Source organism: Arthrobacter sp. B2060, assembly GCF_059090445.1.
On the sequence record NZ_JBNHFR010000006.1, the window covers coordinates 12814 to 28195 of the forward strand.

The 15382-nt window shown below is 61.4% G+C and carries 14 protein-coding genes; 1 reads left to right on the forward strand and 13 read right to left on the reverse strand.

Going from position 1 to position 15382, the window contains the following annotated elements; genetic code table 11:
* Positions 1-40: 40 nt before the first annotated feature.
* Positions 41-709 (forward strand): TetR/AcrR family transcriptional regulator, encoded by a 669-nt coding sequence (locus tag AC5RUM_RS12135; RefSeq protein WP_494035163.1) that lies wholly within the window; start codon positions 41-43, stop codon positions 707-709.
* Between the two features lie 891 nt (positions 710-1600).
* Here AC5RUM_RS12135 and AC5RUM_RS12140 read toward each other — a convergent pair.
* From AC5RUM_RS12140 to AC5RUM_RS12200, 13 genes are all read right to left on the reverse strand, one after another.
* The gene (locus AC5RUM_RS12140) at positions 1601-1903 is read right to left on the reverse strand and encodes a Dabb family protein (protein ID WP_494035164.1); all 303 of its coding nucleotides are present in this window, start codon (positions 1901-1903) and stop codon (positions 1601-1603) included.
* A gap of 182 nt (positions 1904-2085) precedes the next feature.
* The gene (locus AC5RUM_RS12145; protein WP_494035165.1) at positions 2086-2526 is read right to left on the reverse strand and encodes a cupin domain-containing protein; all 441 of its coding nucleotides are present in this window, start codon (positions 2524-2526) and stop codon (positions 2086-2088) included.
* Positions 2527-2565: 39 nt separating this feature from the next.
* Entirely contained in the window at positions 2566-3426 is an 861-nt protein-coding gene (locus AC5RUM_RS12150) for a fumarylacetoacetate hydrolase family protein (protein WP_494035166.1), read from the reverse strand.
* Between the two features lie 12 nt (positions 3427-3438).
* Positions 3439-4227 carry an SDR family NAD(P)-dependent oxidoreductase gene (locus AC5RUM_RS12155; protein ID WP_494035167.1) on the reverse strand — a complete coding sequence of 263 codons (789 nt, stop codon included), beginning with the start codon at positions 4225-4227 and terminating at the stop codon, positions 3439-3441.
* Positions 4228-4520: 293 nt separating this feature from the next.
* A complete protein-coding gene (locus AC5RUM_RS12160) occupies positions 4521-5201 on the reverse strand; it encodes an SDR family NAD(P)-dependent oxidoreductase (RefSeq protein WP_494035168.1) in 681 nt (226 codons plus the stop codon).
* 81 nt (positions 5202-5282) lie between these two features.
* Positions 5283-5480, reverse strand: coding sequence for a hypothetical protein (locus AC5RUM_RS12165; protein WP_494035169.1), 198 nt, complete (start codon positions 5478-5480; stop codon positions 5283-5285).
* Positions 5481-8417, reverse strand: a complete 2937-nt coding sequence (locus AC5RUM_RS12170) for an FAD-binding and (Fe-S)-binding domain-containing protein (RefSeq protein ID WP_494035336.1) — start codon at positions 8415-8417, stop codon at positions 5481-5483.
* A gap of 124 nt (positions 8418-8541) precedes the next feature.
* Positions 8542-9510 carry a sugar ABC transporter substrate-binding protein gene (locus tag AC5RUM_RS12175; RefSeq protein WP_494035170.1) on the reverse strand — a complete coding sequence of 323 codons (969 nt, stop codon included), beginning with the start codon at positions 9508-9510 and terminating at the stop codon, positions 8542-8544.
* Between the two features lie 91 nt (positions 9511-9601).
* Entirely contained in the window at positions 9602-10600 is a 999-nt protein-coding gene (locus AC5RUM_RS12180) for an ABC transporter permease (RefSeq protein ID WP_494035171.1), read from the reverse strand.
* Positions 10597-11484 carry an ATP-binding cassette domain-containing protein gene (locus tag AC5RUM_RS12185; protein ID WP_494035172.1) on the reverse strand — a complete coding sequence of 296 codons (888 nt, stop codon included), beginning with the start codon at positions 11482-11484 and terminating at the stop codon, positions 10597-10599. The genes AC5RUM_RS12180 and AC5RUM_RS12185 overlap by 4 nt, the downstream gene beginning before the upstream one ends.
* 310 nt (positions 11485-11794) lie before the next feature.
* Positions 11795-12802, reverse strand: a complete 1008-nt coding sequence (locus AC5RUM_RS12190; RefSeq protein ID WP_494035173.1) for a Gfo/Idh/MocA family oxidoreductase — start codon at positions 12800-12802, stop codon at positions 11795-11797.
* A 32-nt stretch (positions 12803-12834) separates the two neighbouring features.
* Positions 12835-14292 (reverse strand): APC family permease, encoded by a 1458-nt coding sequence (locus AC5RUM_RS12195; protein WP_494035174.1) that lies wholly within the window; start codon positions 14290-14292, stop codon positions 12835-12837.
* 32 nt (positions 14293-14324) lie between these two features.
* Complete coding sequence (locus AC5RUM_RS12200; RefSeq protein WP_494035175.1) at positions 14325-15338, reverse strand: D-2-hydroxyacid dehydrogenase; 1014 nt, start codon at positions 15336-15338, stop codon at positions 14325-14327.
* Positions 15339-15382 lie beyond the last annotated feature (44 nt).

Consider the following 15382-nt stretch of genomic DNA (forward strand, 5'->3'; position numbering starts at 1 on the left):
CACGAACGAGAACCATCAATGACACAGATCCAGGAGTGACATGCCAGAGACAGCGCAGCGCGTGCAGGCCCTTGACGTTCTGCGGAAGGAGATCGCCACCTTCGACTGGTCAAAGCTGACCGACGGGAAGCGGCTCATCCTGGACGCATTCCTGCGCATCGTCACCACTGAGGGCTACGCAGCAGTGACCATGCGCGGCCTGGCCAGGCACGTCAACATGAAGGCCGGAAGCCTCTACAGCCACTTCCCCGGCGGCCGGGAAGAAGTAGTAAATGCAGCCCTCCGCTGGCACTTCTATCAATTTGCCAAAGGGACCATCGAAGCCGTCGAAACCACCACGGATGCATCGGATTTCTGGACCACACTGGTCGATCACCATGTTCGCCGACAGCTGCAGGACCCCGAAAACGACATGTTCGACCTGATACTGTCAACCGACCGGATAACCCAGTTCCTCCCCGACGAAACACGCCAGGACATCAACCATCTCGTTGACCTGAACGCCGCCCTGTTCAAGGGAGCCGCGCTGGACATGGGATACCAAGGCGACATCGACCTCGCTGTAGCGATCGTTATCACGACCCTCGATGGGGTCCACTCCTGGAGCCACTGGATTGGGAACCCCGATGAAGCGGACCGCGTCGCAGATGCCGCCATACGCACCTCCAGAGCCACTCTGGATGCGCACCTTCTAACCAGCACCACCTAGCTCGGAACCAGCGACAGCTGGCGCCTACCCCGGACATGTCAGGTGTCTGAACGATTCCGAAAGTTGGAACCGGCCAGATAGAGCCTGCGCCGCAAGGGCCTGAGCCAGTATTGCACCAGGCTCAGGCCCTTGCGCTTTGTCGCGACCCTCCCTGTGTTGCAACGAGTGGATGTACTCGTACAGTTCTGTTTCCGATGCGCCGGTGGTGAGAAACCGGAGCTCTAGAGTTTCAGCCCGTCCCCCAATCGTCGCCACGGCCTCGGGCAGCGGACTGTTGGTGAGCGAAGGTTCGGCGACGTACCAACGGTTTAGGAATTCATCTGCCGGTCGAAGAGGTTTACACGACGGGTGAGAGGTAAAGCTTCCGGTCGCCGACGTGGAACTCGGTCTCCCCCCGTGGCCCGCTTTTCGTTCGGAGCTGTGGCGTCGGAACTTTCGGTTCAGCTGCTGGCGCTTCTTCCGCCGGGCCTCGCAGACCAGACCAAGCGGCTGTCCGCAGTCGCCCGTTCTCATTGCGCAACGTCTGCAGTTCCGACTCCGCCTACGGCGCTACCTGAGTGCCTTTGGTCGACCTATCGGCCGGGGCGCCGCCCGTCTTCGCTTTCGCTGCGGGTACCCTTGGACACTTCTTGATGTGCTACGTCGACGACATGTGGAACCGCACGCTCTCCACCGGTCATGTAACGCGCTTGGCAATTCGTGCTCACACCGGGCATTGTGGCCGCCGGTGTAGACCTGCAGCCGCGCTCAAACGACGCCCCCGCGATGCTCCTCAGACAACCAACTCCCCGTCAACACAAAACTGCTCCCCTCATGTCAGAAACTGTATCTACAGTCCAGCCTGAGCGGAGCAGTTCAAAATCGTCGGCGCACGGCCCGGTAATTTTGGGCTCAAAGCGCTGAATCGATAATGGCTTTTTCGGTGACGTGGGTGGCTACTTCCTTGGCTACCGCGATGTGTAGTGGGTGGGCCATGTACTCGGCGAGGGCGGTTTCTGATTCGTGGTGGGACACGAGGACCAGGTCCCAGTGCGTACTGTCCTTGCCAAGGTCGGGTCGAACCTGAAGGTCGAGCAGGCCGGGGATCTGGCGGCTATCCAGTTTTCGGAGTTCGGCTTGGGCCAAGTTCGATTGCCGGCGCTTACCTTCCGTGTCTTCCGCGCTTAGGCGGAAAGCGACTACGTGCTGGATCAATTTGTCTCATTTCTCATAGTTGGTGGGGTGTCCCCGGCTTCGGAGTGCCGAGGGGCGTGGCACCGCGCTGCTTCCCTTTCGCCCCCGATGCCTACCTCGGGCTGAACGCAGTGCACCCCCGGCCGGCTTTGCGAGGCCGGGCCGGGGGTGGGTGGTGCGTTGAGGGGTGCCCAGTGAGAGGGTTAGTCGCGGTAGTCGATGTCGATAGCGGCGATCTCCTGGTTCTGGAGGTTGACCACGATGTTGTCCGGCTGGCGGGTTGTGAGCCAGATCAATTCCTTGGTGCGGCTTGCGTTGCCTTCGATGTGGGGCATGTGCGGGGGTACGAAGATGAAGTCTCCTTCGTCGGCGTAGACGATTTCCTCGAATCGTTCGCCGAAGCGGAGGAAGGCGCTGCCCTGCAGAACGTATCCGCCTGTTTCAGCAATGCCGTGGTGGTGGGGGTCTGATGCCTCACCCACTGCGGTGTAGACCTTGCCAAACCAAAGGTGCTCGACCTCGGTGTTCCGGGGTGTGACGCCGGCGAAGCGGCGGGCCTGTGAGGTCTGGTCCTGGTCGAGGTATGGCAGAGCGTCTGCCTTGGTCACGCTGGGGCGCTTGTACTCCGTACGCTGCTCGGTCATTGTTGTTTCCTTTCATGGTGTCCGCTGCAGGCGGGCTGTTCAGGTTGCTCGGATGTGCTGTGCGGCCGGCGCCGCTGATTGATCGCTTCCAAGGCGTATGGTGTTGTGCAGGTCGCCGATGCCTTCGATGCATGTGCGAAGGACATCGCCGGACTGGAGGAAGCGCGGTGGCTTCCGGACAAATCCGACACCTCCGGGGGTTCCGGTCGCGATGATGTCTCCCGGTTCCAGGGTCAGGAACTGGCTGATGTAGAGCACGAGCTCGGTGACGCTGAAGATGAGGTCTGATGTGGTGCCAGACTGCTCTACTGTGTCGTTGACCAGGGTCTCGACCCGCAGGCCGGTTTCCGGGCCGATTTCGTCGGCTGTGACCATTACCGGTCCCACGGGTGTAGATTTGTCGAAGTTCTTGCCCTGGAACCATTCCGACGTGCGGCGTTGCCAGTCCCTGATGCTGATGTCATTGAGAACTGTGTAGCCGGCGACGGCGTCACGCGCCTGTTGCTCGTTGGCCTGGTGGGTCCGCTGACCGATGACCACGGCCAGTTCAGCCTCCCAGTCGACCTCGGTGCTCAGGCCTGGCAGCCGGATCTCGTGCCGGGGCCCGGTCAACGCTGTGGACACCTTGCTGAAAAGGGTGGGTACTTCCGGCGCCGGTTTGCCAACCTCCGCCGCATGGTCGTAATAGTTCAGGCCCACGCAGATGGTTTTTCCCGGTCGGGTGACAGGAGCAAGCAGATCATCGGGCGCCGGTACTTCGCCCTCCTGTGCGGGAAGCCGCTCCCAGTCAGGGATATTCAACAGGCTGCCGACATCCTGGACGTCGTAGTAGAAAGTCCTGTCACCGTCTTGCCGGAACGCACGGCTCTGCTCGCCGTACCGGACAGTGCCGAGCTTCATAAGCAGTTTCCCCTAGACCAGCGTCATTCCGCCGTCGATCATGATGCACTGGGCCGTCATGTAATCGGAATCGTCCGACGCCAAGAACAAGGCAGTGCCAACGATGTCCTTCGGGTACGCCTTTCGGCCCCGGATGATTCCCTTTTCGAACTCATTCAAAGCAGTGCCACGCTTTTCGATGTCCCCGATCGCGTACAGGTCCTCGTCGAGTTTGTCCCACAATGGTGTTGCAACGACGCCCGGGGCGAACGCGTTCACGGTGATTTCGTGCTTCGCCAGGGCCTTCGCGCCGGACTGGGTCAGCGATATCACCGCCGCCTTTGACGCACTGTACGGCGCGAACGTAGGGAAACCTTCCCTGCCCGCAATCGAGGACGTGTTAATGACCTTCCCGCCCTGGCCCTGGCCGATCATCTGCTTGGCAGCCTCCTGGGTGCCAAGCAGAATGCCCAGAGTGTTAATGTCCATCACCTTCCGGAAGTTCTCCTCCGTGATGTCGAGGAACTGCATCGGAGCGTTAAAGCCCGCATTGTTGAACCACACATCAAGGCGACCGAATTCGGAAACAGCCCTCTGAACGGCTGCCGCAACCTGAGCGCGGTTAACGACATCCGCGACAGCGTAGGCCGCCGAACCGCCGGCATCAACGATGCCCTCAACAGCCTTCTTCGCGGCGTCCTCATTCAAATCAACGATCAAAACCTTCGCACCTTCACGAGCGAACGCCTCACCAAAAGCAAGACCCATACCACTGGCCCCACCGGTGATTCCAACAACTTTGCCTTCAAGCCTTCCAGCCATGAGAGCCCTTCCTCCTGCGCGTCACTGCGCCCTAGTACTGAAACGTTAGAAGGAGCTAACTAACGTTAGGAAGCAAATGTAGCAAAGATCACGCCAAAAAGCAGCCCCTTTATAGAAAAAAGATCGCCGACGAGCTTCTTACGCCAGCAGGGGAAGCCCAACCCTCATATCCAGGCCCTGGGGCACGCTGGTTTCTGTGGAGGAGGTTCCTCGCCGCGCTGCCAGCTCTGCAACCTACTCAGCGGTGGGTATTCGTATCAGCGAAACCCAGCCATATCGGACTGAGCAGCGGATCATAGGTTTGTCACGCCCCGTACGCGATGTCCGATTGCGATGGACTCACCGGAAATCGCTTCACTGACCGGCGACAGAAGGAATGCAGCAAGACCCGCCACATCGCTGGGTCGGCATTGCCCGCTCGCTCCGCGCTCAGTGGTCTGGGACGGAGTTTCCACGACTTTTCCCGGGCTGACGGTGTTAACCGTGATACCGGTACCAACGAGCGAGTCGGCAAGGTTTTTTGCCGCGATGATAAGGCCGGCATTGCGAATCGAGCCAGCGACGTTGCCAGTCAGAAAGGCATTTTGACCACTAATGCCAAGAATTCGTCCGTAGCGTTGTTCTTGCATGATTGGAAGTGCTGCATTGGCAGCACGCAGGAAAGTAAGCACTTTCGCCTCGAATGCCTGCTGCACCTGCTGCGGTTCAGCGTTCTTTGACGCATCTAGGGTTCGTGCACTCGGCGCCGCAGTGACAACCAGCCCGTCCAGGCGGCCGTGAGTCCGGCGGACGTGTGCGAAGCCGCTTTGCACCGACTCGTCATCGGCGGCGTCGAGGACGATCCCGTCCTGCGCATTCCTCGACGCAGGAACAACTATGGCCCCTTCCGCCCGCAACTGCTGCACTATGGCGCTCCCGATCAAGCCGTGCCCGCCGATCACTAGTATGACGCGGTTCTGCAGGTAGAGGTCCACCCTCTCACCGTAGCAACGAGATCAAGGAACAGGTATTGGATCCTGTTCGCCCGGCCGGCCTGTCGAACACACAGCCGCGATTCACCGCATGTTGGTGCTCGTGGCAAAGATGAAGATTCCGGCCAGGGCCACCAGGAAGGCGGCCACATCCGGCGGAACAGCAGGGATGACGCGCCAGGTGGCCGTGGGACGAGGCTGACGGGCAGCCCTGGTTGAACGTCGCCCAAGCAGGCTCAGCCCGGCCGCCAACAGGATCAGGAATATTCCGAAGTACTCCACCTACGCCACCCCGTCCGCCGAACCAGGATCCAGCGCGAGCGCCAGATGCACGCTGGAGCGCTCCGGGTCAACCTGCGTGACCTGCATGGCACAACTGAACCCATCTGTAAGGACAAGCGCATCAGCATCGCCCTTGGCCAAGGCCGGTATGACCGAATGCCCGGCAACCTTCATCGACATATCGAAATGTTCAGCCTCGAAGCCGAAGTTGCCGGCCACCCCGCAGCATGAGGACGACTCCACGAGATTCGACACCCCCCAAGCTTCCAGGACGCGCTTCTGGGCGCCCGAACCAAACACGGCGTGCTCGTGGCAATGGGTTTGCAACACGGCCGTTTCCGGCGGCGTCGTAGCCGGCTTCCACCCGCTTTTGATGGCCTCATCGATCGCCACGGAGAAAGAGCGCACCCGTGCGGCCACGCGTGCTGCGGCAGCACCGCCCACCAGCTTAGGACCTTCGTCGCGGATAGTCGCCGCACAGCTGGGCTCGAGGACGACAATGTCCCGCTCCGTGCCGTCATCGAGCTTGCCGATCAACCGGGCCAGCCGCCGTCGTGCACCATCACGCTGCCCGGTAGAGATCCACGTCAGCCCGCAACAGGCGTCCGGTGCACATCCCACAGAGCTGCCGGAAGCGCGAAGCACCCGCGCCGCTGCCGGAATTACCTCGGGCCGGAAGGCGCGGGTGAAGCTGTCGATGAACAGGAGGACATCGGCGTCGCCGGCGAAGCCGGCTTCCAGCACCCGCCGGCGGATACTGCTGGACTGCGCGAAGTCCGGGAGCCGCCGTCGTGCACTGACGCCCAGCAACTCCCCCACGAACCGGAACGGCCGGATCCGGGTGCCGAGGTTCGCCAGTGCGGAGACCCTGGTCAACAGCGGCAGCCATCGGGGCAGCCAGCCGATTGAGTAATGCGTGAACGGGCGGATCCTGCCGCGGTAGTGCTCATCCACCAACTGCGACTTGGCCTCTGCAATGTCCACGCCCGTGGGACAGTCCGCGGAACAGGCTTTGCAGGACAGGCAGAGGTCCAGGGCCTCCCGGACTTCCGGGCTCGACCAGCCGTTGTGGCTGGTTCCCTTGGTCCGCGTCAGTTCCTGCAGGACCCTTGCCCTGCCGCGTGTGGAGTCCTTCTCGTCCTTGGTGGCCCGGTAACTGGGGCACATGAACCCGCCGGTTGTCGCCCTGCAGCGGCCCACCCCGATGCAGGCATGGGTATTGCCAACGAAGGGATCCACCACCGGGAGCAAGCTTCGGTTGTCGGAGGAAGGTACGACGGCGGCACGCGGGACCGCGTGCAGCTCACGGTGGTCGGCGGCAGGCTGGGGTACACCTTCCAGAGCAAGCGACGCAGCGAAAGGCTGCGGGTCCACGATGATCGCCGGGTTGAGGATCCCCGCAGGATCCCACAGGTGCTTGAATGCCTTGAAGATGCCCAGCATCCCGCGGGAGTACATCACCTCAAGCAGTTCGCTGCGCGCCCGCCCGTCACCGTGTTCCCCGGACAGGGAACCGCCATGGGCTACCACCAGCCTGGCCGCTTCGCGGGTGAAGTCGGCGAAGGCCTGCCGCCCCGCGTCACTGCGGAAATCGTAATCCAGGCGCATGTGGACACAGCCCGCGCCGAAGTGGCCGTACATGAAAGCGGTGTAGCCGTACCTCTCCACCAAAGGCAGCAATTCCGAGAGGTAGTCTGCCAGCCGCTCCGGTGCCACAGCGGAATCTTCCCAGCCCGGCCAGGTCTGGACCCCGTCGATCCTCCGTGATGATAGCCCGGCACCGTCCTCGCGCACCCGCCACAGCTTTGCGCGTTCTCCGGGTTCCGTGACGACGGCATGGTCAACCACCCGGCCGGCGTCGCCGAGTTTCTGCAGCAGGCGTTCACAATCGGACGCTGCCTGCTCCAGCGTATCGGCGGAAAACTCGACCATGAGGAAGGCCTTGCCCTGCGGCAGGGAATCTACGCTGGCGGCGCCGCGCCGGTGGCGCATGATGTCCACGATTGAGGCATCGAGGCCTTCGATCGCGCTGGGGTTCGCGGCCAGGATGGTGACCACATCGCGTGCCGATTCAATGGTGTTCGCGTATCCAAGGCACAACAGGGCGGTGGTGCGCGGCCTCGGGACCAGGCCCACCTTGGCCCGCACCACAACGGCGCATGTACCTTCGCTGCCTGCGAGGGCGGCGGCAACATTAAGACCGTGTTCCGGCAGCAGATGTCCCAGGTGGTATCCGGAAACCTGCCGGGGTATGGATTGCAGCTCCATGCGGAGTGGAGCCAGGTTTGCCTGTGCCAACTCCTTCAGGCCCTGCAGCAGTTGGATGGCCCGGGTAACGGAGTGCAGGTCCGTTTCATCCACCGCCCGCAGGAAGTCCCGCCCAGCGTGGAGGTGGGCGCCGTCGGCAGTGACGAGTTCCAGTACCTGGACGTGATGGGTCATGCGGCCGTAGGCCACGGAGTGGTTTCCGCAGGCATCATTGCCGATCGAACCTCCGATCGTGGCCCGCGTCATTGAGGAGGGGTCCGGCGCGAAAGTCAGCACCCCGTGGGTGGCCTTCTCAACGTATGAGCGCAACTCCCCCAGCACAACGCCCGCGTCCGCCCACACCGCCGCACGGCCGGCGTCGAGCCTTCCCACCGACGTCATGCGACGGGAGAGGTCGATCACCAAGGAGTTGCCGATGGCGTTGCCCGCCATCGAGGTGCCGCCGCCGCGGGCAGTGACGGGGACGCCCAATGCCGAGCATGCCCGCAGGACTGCCCGCACGTCCTCGACAGTCGCCGGGAAGGCAACGGCGGCGGGCCGGATGCGGTAGTTGGAGGCATCGTAGGAGTACTCGGAGAGCCGCCGGGGAGAATCATCCACCTCGATTCCGTGCCCTTGCAACGCGGCAGTCAACTGCCTCAGCTTCGTGTCTCCGCCGCCATCGGGCATGGTCGCGTTCTCCAATCGTCGGTTATCCCAAGGAAGTGTAGGCAGGAGGGTGCGCTGCCGGAGTGTGCCAAAACAGAACGGGCGCAACGGATGGATCCATTGCGCCCGCTCCGTTGGAAACTGCCTACTTCAAGAATTCGGAGAGGTTTTCCTTGGTGATGAGCGTGAAAGGCAGCGTGTATCGGTTGTCGACGTTTGCGCCGTTGAGGAATTCGGTCACAACTTCCACCGCTTTTACGCCCTGCCCTGCAGAGTCCTGGCGGACCGTTGCCGACATGGTGCCCGCCTTGATGTTCTGGAGTGCGGGTTCGGTGCCGTCGACGCCGACTACCGCCTTGAATTCGGCCGTGCGGCCGGCGTCGGCGATGGCTGAGGCTGCACCGATTGCCATTTCGTCATTGTTGGCCACCACCGCGTCGATCTTGCCCTTGCCGAGGCGCTGCAGGGTGTCTTCCATGTTTCGCTTGGCCTCGTCACGGCTGCCCTTCGCCTGGAATTCCGCCACCACCTTGAAGTTCTCGTTGATCTTGCTGTCGAAGCCCTTCTTGCGCCGATCGGTCCAGGAGGCACCGTAGATGCCCGCGGCGAAGACGATGTTGCCGCCTTCGGGCAGGGTCTTGTTCAGGTACTCCGCCTGCATTTCACCGGCCACGGTGTCGTCCACACCGATGTAGCTCTTGTAGGCCACATCGGCGCCTTCTGCGAATTCAGTGGAGAGGATGAAGAGGGGGACGTTAGCCTCAATAACCCGTTTGGCGGCGTTCTGGCTGCCTTCCCCGTCCAGTGGCTGCATGATAACTGCGTCCACCTGGCGGGTGAGCAGGTCCTCCACCTGGTTGAGTTCGCTGCCGACGTCCTTCTTGGAGTCCGTGATGTTGAGCTTGACACCCTTTTCGTCGGCAGCCTTTTTCATAGCATCCGTCATGTGTGCCAGATCCGGGTCCTGCAGGTCGAGCACTACAACGCCTATGTTGTAGGACTTACCTGAGTCCCCGGAGCTGCTGGCAGCGCTGTTGCCTGCGCAACCCGTCAGGGTAAGGGCACCAGCGGCCAGCATGGCGGTGGCAGCAGCGAACTTCTGTCGCATTCCCATGGTTGTTCCTTTCAATGGGTTTGATGCTTGGGAGGTTGTTTTGTTGATAATTGCGAGAGCCCGCGGCGCGGGCCATCTTGTCTCGCGGTGGTTAGTCCGACTTCCAGCGGTTCAGGAGCACGGCGAGGACCAGGATGACTCCCTGGACGCCCTGTTGGTAGTACGAGGAGACGCCCAGCAGGTTCATGCCGTTCATCACGACGCCGAGCAGCAGCACGCCGATCACCGTGCCCCTGACAGTGCCTACGCCACCGAACAGGCTCGTGCCGCCAATTACGACGGCGGCAATCACCTGGAGCTCATAGCCGGTACCTGCAACTGGTGCGGCACCATCAAGACGGGCCGTGAGGACCAGGCCGCCCAGTGCTGCTGTCAGGCCACCGATCAGGTAGACGGTGAACAGCACACGGGAGGTGGAGATGCCCACCTTTTTTGCAGATTCCTCATTGCCGCCCACGGCGTACACGTGGGAGCCGAACTTGGTGCGGCTCAGCACGAACTCGCAGATAACGGCGGCGATCAGGAAGATGATGACCGGAACCGGGATCGGACCGACAAATCCGGATCCAAGCCATTCCGCGGGTCCGCTGAGTCCAGATACCACCTGCCCGTCGGTGATAACCAAGGCGGCCGTGCGTGCGATCGCCATCGTTGCCAACGTCGCCAGGAAAGGCAGGATGGCGCCCCACACCACCATTGCTGCGCTCAGGAAGCCGACGAGCAGCCCCACTGCCAGGCCAGCAAACAGGGGTATCCAGAAGGCCCCGCCGCTTGCAGGTGCCATGATGGCGAACACCATGCCGGCCAGGCCGACGATGGACCCTACGGACAGATCGATGCCGGCCGTGATCATGACGAAGGTCATGCCCAGCGCGATCAGCCCGATGATTGATGACTGCCGGACTACGTTGACGACGTTGTTCAGCGTCAGGAAGTTCGGTGCCGCAACCGCAAGGAAAATGATGATGAGGGCGAAGAAGATCAGGATCCCGTAGTCCCCGACGAAGCGCTTGACCTTGGTGGACAGGGCACCGTCCGCGAGGTCCACGGGGCCCAGCTTCGTCTTCAGGCTTTCCATGGTGAGGCTCATGCGTCGCTCCCGTTAAAAGTTGTTCCACGTGCCGCCATGGCGTCCACAACGGGCAAGGAAGAGGTGCTGCCGATCTTGCGGCGCTCCTCGGGAATGCCGGTCCCGTTGTCGACATAGTTGTCCAGGGTGCCGTGGGAAATCAGGTGTGCGACCTCGGCTTCGCTGACGTCTCCTACGTTGAAGCGCCCCACGACTTGTCCCTGGCGCATAACGGCGAACCTGTCGGCAACAGCAAACGCCTCGTCCAGGCGGTGGGTGATGATGATGACGGCGATACCCAGGTCCTTGAGTCGCTGGGTCACCTCAATAAGCTTGTCCACTTTGGCCACCGACAGGTTTGCCGTGGGCTCGTCCATGATGATCAAGCGGGCATCAAAGGCCAATGCGCGGCCAATTGCGACGGCCTGCCGCTGGCCACCGGAGAGGCGCTTGACCTTGAGGCGGGGGTTGATGGGAATATCCAGCCGTTCAAGCACTCGGTTGGTCTCGGCTTCCATCTTCTTGCGGTCGATAATCCGCAGGAATGGACCAAGGATGTTCTTCTGTGGTTCCCGTCCCAGGAACACGTTGGTCCGGACGTCCAGGTTGTCTGCCAGCGCAAAGTCCTGGTACACCATCTCCACCCCCTGGTCGCGGGATGCTGAAGGCGTAGGGAATTCGGTCTTCTTCCCATCCAGCTCGATGGAGCCCCGATCGGGCTGGTAGACGCCCGTCAGTACTTTCATGAGCGTGGATTTGCCGGCGGCATTGTCTCCAAGGAGCGCGAAGGTCTCGCCGGGCATGACATCGATGCTGACTCCGCGTAATGCGGATACCGCCCCGAACGTCTTATGTATGTCTTTGAGGGCGACCAAGGGAGGGGTCGCTGGTGGTGCGTCGGTCATCTCATCCTCGTTAGATAGGGCCGTGCAAATGAACCGGTGAAAAACGTTGACGAAGGAGAGCCAAACTACGTTGTTTGATTCTGCAGGCTCGGAGTTGACTCCAAGGAGTTCCCATCAGCCCGTGACCTTCGCCACACTGTTTCACTTACTTGAACTTTGACGGATGGGGGGAACAGACATGTGTGCCAGTTTGGAACAGGCTCTTTGAGACGATTCAAAACGAGCAGCTTTTGCGCAAAAAAGCCTGCTCCGGGCTTCTGACGTCGTTGCGAAAACGTCAGAAGCCCGGAGCAGGCGGCATTTTGAACAGCTAGCTGAGATCGACCGCTATCGCCTTACCGGTCCTAGCGGATTGCTCCGCCGCGTCCGCAAGAATCAGCGCAGCGCGTCCGTCCTCGAATCCAGGGCTTCTTGATGGAAGCCCACGGACTGCCCGGAGGAATTCGGCAACTTCCAGACGGTAGGCCTCCGCATAGCGTTCCAGGAAGAAGCTTTGGTAGGGGCTGATCCCCTCGACGGACCTGGCGCCCCAATGCCGGACCAGGCTGTCGTTCTTGTTGGCTACCTGGAGCAACCCCGTTGAACCGAAGGCTTCGATGCGCTGGTCATAGCCAAAGGCGGAATGACGCGAGTTAAGGATAGTCACGAGTTCATCCCTGGAACCCCGCAGGGTGACCACGGTTGAATCGAAGTCATCGGCCTGGCGGATGTTGTCGCTGAACGCGTTCGCACCCCGGGATGACACCTCAACGATGTCTGGAATGAAGTAGCGGGCCATGTCCAGGTCATGGATGGTCATGTCCCGGAAGATTCCCCCCGACTGCGGAAGATAGGCCGCCGGCGGTTCCCCGGGGTCGCGGCTGGTGATCACCAGTTGCTCCAGAACCCCGATTTCATCGGCCGCAACGCGACGTTTGAGCTCCACGAAGTGCCTGTCGAAGCGTTTGTTGAAGCCCAAGGCAATGGGGACGTCCGTGGCGGCTGCCTTGGCCCGGAGTGCGTCCACACGGGAAATCTCCAAGTCGATGGGCTTCTCGCACAACACCGGAATGCCGGCGTCGATCGATTTTTCCATCAGGTCCACGTGGGTGGCCGTTGGGGAGGCCACAATGACGGCATCGACTTCCCCAGAGGCAAACACTTCCTCGGGGTCATCACTGACACGCCCACCGAACTCGCCGGCCGTGCGCTTGGCGCCTTCGATAAAGGGGTCGCATACCCATGTCAGCGTTGCTTCTTCCAAGGTTGCCAGGCTCATGGCGTGTACTTGACCGATCCTGCCGGTCCCGAACAGGCCAACTCTGATCTGTTGCGTCATTGCAGATCTCCAGATATTAAAGTGGGGGATTTTTAGTCGATCTTTTGCCGGCCCAACCGTGCATAAACATCCGGGCGCTTTGACCGCAGGAAGTATGCATAAACAATTCCGCCAATGAACAACGCGAAAGTGAAGGTCATGAAAATGACCGTCATGACTGTGGAGCCGCCGATCAGCTCGGGGTAATTCGCGATGGCCAGGTAGGTAATCAAGCCGAGGAAGATCACGCTAACGATTGGCGCCAGGATAGTCTTCCATACCGATTCCGGAGCGAAGCTGCGGCGGCGGAGGAAGTACACCAGTACAGCGAAGCTCGTGATGAACATCAGGAGCAGGACGGAGAAGGTGCCGCTTCCGCTGGCAATCGGGTACAACGCCTCAGGGGCAATCCCAATCACGGTGAACACCACTGTCGCCACTGCCCACAGGACGCCGACGGCAAGTGCGGACACGTAAGGAGACTTGTGCCGGGGGTGCACCAGGCCCAGGGCCTTAGGAAGCGCTCCATCAGCCCCAAGCGAGAAGCTGTACCGGGCCGCGATGTTCTGGATCGAGAGCATCGAGGCCAGGATCGATGTGATGAGCAGGACTACCCCGATATCTGCAAAGATCTTGCCGACCAGTGCAGTGGCGCCGTCGTTGAACAGGTTCACTGTGTTGGCCTCGGCCGCGGCCTGGACGCTATCGGCACCCAGGAACGCCGTATAGGCCCAGGCCGCCACTGCATAGAACAGGCCGATACCGACCACGGCCAGGTAGGTGGCCCTGGGGATGGTCCGGTCGGGGTTCTTGACCTCGTCTCGGTAAATAACCGTGGCTTCGAAGCCGAAGAAGTTGCCAACGGCGAACAGCAGCGCAAGGCCCAGGCCGGCGTCAGTGATCCATGGCATGGAGAACCCCACGCCTTGTGCGACGTCACCCGAGGCGAATGCGGCAACATCGAAGACGATGACGACGGCGGACTCGAGCAGCATGACCACGGTCAACACTTTCGCGGAAAGGTCGATGCGGTTGTACGCCAACACGGTGGTGATGGCAATGATGCCGAGCCCGTACCAGTACCAGGGGACATCCGGACCGTTGAGGGTGTTCACCACAAAGCTTTGCAGCGTCAGTGCGAACAGGGACGGTGCGAAGAACCCGATGAAGACGTACCCCACCAGGGCCAGGAGCGCCCCTCCCAGGCCGGCTGGCTTTCCCAGGCCTGCTGTAACGAAGGAGTAGAAGCCTCCGGGGGCCTCGACGCTCCGGCTCATTTTGACGAAACCTACCGAGAAGATCAGCAGCATCAGGGTCACCAGAAGGTAGATGCCCGGAGCAGTGTGGCCGCTGAAAAGGAGCAGCACGGGCAGGGTGCCCGCGACGGTGGTCAGCGGGGAGGAGAAGGCGAGCACGTTCATCACGAGCTCGCCCACGCCCATGTTTCCGCTGAGCTTGCTGTCCTGGGTTTGGGTCGGCGTTATCGTCGTACCTTTTGTTGTGCTTGACATGTAATCCTCGTCACTGAAGTTGTAGTGCAGAATCACACTACCGACGCGGATTGTGGGAGCACTGTACCAGCCTGGGACACGATTTTTGGAGCAGCTGGACCCAGCTTTTTCAGGTCAACGACGTCGTTGAGCGGCTGGCCTGTCTTCCAGTTCAGCAGGTTCCGTGCAAAGCAGTCCACCACCCGGCCACGCCATCCGATCAGGTCGCCGGAGGCATGGGGGGACACCAGGATGTTGTTGCGGCTCCACAGCGGGTTTTCCGCTGCCAATGGTTCATGTTCAAAAACATCCAGGGCTGCTGCACCCAAATGTCCTGCGTCGATGGCGTCGAGGAGATCCTGTTCCACCACTACAGCGCCGCGGCCAACATTGACCAATCGGGCGCCCTGCCGCATTCTGTCGAACCGGGCCGCGTTAAACAGGCCCCGGGTCTCCCCGGTCAGCGGAAGCGTCAAGACCACATCCTGGGCCTCCCCGAGGAGTACGTCGAGGTCGTCGAAAGACGCGATGGCCCCAAGCTGCGCGTCGTCCCGGGCAGTCCTGCCTACGACGGTCACATCCATGCCTGCCGCGCGCAGCAGGAGGACCGTTTCCCGCCCCACCGGCCCCGGGCCAACTACAAGGACCTTTCGGGACAGCAGCGGCTCTGTTTCGCGGTGCTGCCATATTCGCGCCTGCTGAAGTTCTATGGTGCGCCGCAGGTCCTTGGTGAACATCAACAGCACGCCCAGCACCCACTCTGCAATGGGCCGCTCGCACACTCCCCGCGAGTTGCTGACCACGATGTCGCTGTTGATGATCTCATCGGTCATGAGGCTGTCGACGCCGATGCTGGAGGTGTGAATCCACAGCAGCTCCCCGGGGCCTACTTCGCGCAGGAGCTTGGTGCGGAAATCGTTAAGGAACAGTATTTCAGTTCCGGGCTGGGCAGCCCGGAACTCATCTGCCGTGCGAACGACGACGACCTCGGCCTCCTCATCCAAGCGCTCTAGAGGAGGAACCGGGCGGCCCTCCTGGACAATCACCATCACTTTTGGTCGTGACACGCCGTCTCCTTCCGGGCCGCTCCCGCAGGAACTGCCCTCAATCC

Excerpts from the sequence above, each read along its gene's own strand:
- AC5RUM_RS12135 (WP_494035163.1), top strand. The coding sequence starts at position 41 with ATGCCAGAGACAGCGCAGCGCGTGCAGGCCCTTGACGTTCTGCGGAAG.
- AC5RUM_RS12145 (WP_494035165.1), bottom strand. The coding sequence starts at position 2,526 with ATGACCGAGCAGCGTACGGAGTACAAGCGCCCCAGCGTGACCAAGGCA.
- AC5RUM_RS12150 (WP_494035166.1), bottom strand. The coding sequence starts at position 3,426 with ATGAAGCTCGGCACTGTCCGGTACGGCGAGCAGAGCCGTGCGTTCCGG.
- AC5RUM_RS12155 (WP_494035167.1), bottom strand. The coding sequence starts at position 4,227 with ATGGCTGGAAGGCTTGAAGGCAAAGTTGTTGGAATCACCGGTGGGGCC.
- AC5RUM_RS12170 (WP_494035336.1), bottom strand. The coding sequence starts at position 8,417 with ATGCCCGATGGCGGCGGAGACACGAAGCTGAGGCAGTTGACTGCCGCG.
- AC5RUM_RS12175 (WP_494035170.1), bottom strand. The coding sequence starts at position 9,510 with ATGGGAATGCGACAGAAGTTCGCTGCTGCCACCGCCATGCTGGCCGCT.
- AC5RUM_RS12180 (WP_494035171.1), bottom strand. The coding sequence starts at position 10,600 with ATGAGCCTCACCATGGAAAGCCTGAAGACGAAGCTGGGCCCCGTGGAC.
- AC5RUM_RS12185 (WP_494035172.1), bottom strand. The coding sequence starts at position 11,484 with ATGACCGACGCACCACCAGCGACCCCTCCCTTGGTCGCCCTCAAAGAC.
- AC5RUM_RS12190 (WP_494035173.1), bottom strand. The coding sequence starts at position 12,802 with ATGACGCAACAGATCAGAGTTGGCCTGTTCGGGACCGGCAGGATCGGT.
- AC5RUM_RS12195 (WP_494035174.1), bottom strand. The coding sequence starts at position 14,292 with ATGTCAAGCACAACAAAAGGTACGACGATAACGCCGACCCAAACCCAG.